Origin of the sequence: Schnuerera sp. (assembly GCF_035459645.1) — a bacterium.
Classification (GTDB): Bacteria; Bacillota; Clostridia; order Tissierellales; family Tepidimicrobiaceae; genus Schnuerera.
In genome coordinates this window covers 1-1,876 of sequence record NZ_DATHXO010000033.1, presented here as the reverse complement: position 1 = coordinate 1,876, position 1,876 = coordinate 1, and the positions used below count along the sequence as shown (strand labels likewise).

The 1,876-nt window shown below is 28.6% G+C and carries 3 protein-coding genes; all 3 read right to left on the bottom strand.

The genetic code is table 11. The features are described from left to right. Nucleotides 1-284 precede the first annotated feature (284 nt). The 3 genes from VK998_RS00780 to mntA all read right to left on the bottom strand — a co-directional run bounded on the left by VK998_RS00780 (nucleotide 285) and on the right by mntA (nucleotide 1,521). Nucleotides 285-563 (bottom strand): hypothetical protein, encoded by a 279-nt coding sequence (locus VK998_RS00780; protein WP_325224394.1) that lies wholly within the window; start codon nucleotides 561-563, stop codon nucleotides 285-287. Nucleotides 564-685: 122 nt separating this feature from the next. Continuing rightward, complete coding sequence (gene hepT, locus VK998_RS00775) at nucleotides 686-1,099, bottom strand: type VII toxin-antitoxin system HepT family RNase toxin (RefSeq protein ID WP_325224391.1); 414 nt, start codon at nucleotides 1,097-1,099, stop codon at nucleotides 686-688. Between the two features lie 2 nt (nucleotides 1,100-1,101). Further along, nucleotides 1,102-1,521, bottom strand: coding sequence for a type VII toxin-antitoxin system MntA family adenylyltransferase antitoxin (mntA, locus tag VK998_RS00770; RefSeq protein WP_325224388.1), 420 nt, complete (start codon nucleotides 1,519-1,521; stop codon nucleotides 1,102-1,104). Nucleotides 1,522-1,876: the final 355 nt, after the last annotated feature.

Below are 1,876 nucleotides of genomic sequence, written 5' to 3'. Positions count from 1 at the left end.
ATACCATATTCTGTTTCCATCTTTAATTCTTCTTCAATCCAATGCATTGACTTATCATCAATTTCTTCATCTACACTAGTACACTAGCTTTCACCATAGCTTCATTTATATATAAGCTTGAATTTTTCTTTATGAGGATTCCTTTTTCTCTAATTCACAAGCTATGGCAGCTGTTTCTATGTCTGATATTAATATTAATTTTCATTACATTGTCATATCATTAAATTATTATCTTATTCAATATAAAAAAATGGGACAGCGAGAACCGTCCCCGTTGTCCCAGATTAACCTTGTATTATAATTTCTAATAATTTACTGAATTCATCTAAAGAAGAGGTCTTAATTGACCTCTTAAATAATTGATTCAATATGGTTAAACTTTCTATATTATTAATTCCTTCTATTATCTTTTCAGGTACAAATTCAAATCTTTCTGTTAATACATCTATTATACTTTCCTTTTTTGTCTTTATCGTAGCTCTTCTTGTAGCTTCTTCTCTAGCCTTCTTTGCAGCTTCTTCTCTCTCTTCTTTTACCCACTCTTCAAATAATGGTGAATTCATAAGCATTTCCCTCCTTACATACTTTTTCACTAATTCGCTAGAATATTTTTCACTTGAAAGTAATGTTCTAGGAAGCAGGAAACCGTCCACTTTTATAAATGGTGGTAATTCACTAGAGTATATCATACATATTCTAGTGCTATATCTCTAAAATCCTCTATATCTTTTAGATTGTTATTTAATATATCGTATACTACTTCTCTATCTAAATTTATATAATCATGAACTAATATATTTCTAAATCCCGCCATATTAGATAAGTTTTCCTTCAAATTATTATCTATTATTTTGTTTTCAAATAAAATTTCAAATATCTCCTTGTTACTGCTTGGCTTTCTATATCCCATATCAGAAATAATATGATTTGCAATATCAATAACACATTCTATTGATAGATGCAAAAATCTTTCAGTGGAACCATATATCATTGGATCAAATAAGTATTCCTCTTTAGGGTATTTACCCATTTCGTACAAAAACTCAATATACTCATCTAATTTACTTATTCTAGATAAAACAATCTCTCTTCTTACCATAGCTACACATCCCCGCTTCTAGAATCTAACATTTGTTTGTTATAATAATTACTATAATACTGAAAATCGAAATACTCCCTAAGCACTAAAGACTCAAAAGAAATTCTATCATCACTATCCTTAATGACTATTCCTTCGTATATAATTTTATATTTCAAAAATACAGAATCTACATTTAGAAATACAATATCTACATCCTTTTTAAATATAGACTTCCCCAATTCTATTAAATTCCCTCTCATAAATACTTCTGATTTTTTATTAATTCCTGTTAAGTCTGGCATAATAGCAATATCTATATCACTATTTTCATTTTGTTCTCCCCGTGCATAAGAGCCAAAAAGATAAGCAAAATTTATCTTACAAATCTTCTCCGCTTCCTCTAAAAATATATTAATTCTCCCCTTTAACACCTGATCCATAAACTCACCACCCTTTTTAGATTCACCGTTTCTCCTATAGCTTTATTATATCACAAATACTCACCATCTAAGATAGTTAGTGAAAAGAAAACTGGTGTTAAAGGTTTAAGAGCTATTTTAGAAAAAACTATGCTACCATATATGTATAATATTCCAGATAATGAGAATAATTCAGATACAAAAATTTAGGTTCCGTATTTCTCGTGTTTTCCTATAATTTATCCAATCAAAGCATCTTTGTAAAGTTTAACTTTTGTTTATATAGCATCCTCTTTTGATTCATGAAGCATACTTTTTCTTATATCCTCTATTTCTTCTTTTTTAAGACCTGTCATTTCCATAATATCTCCTGTAT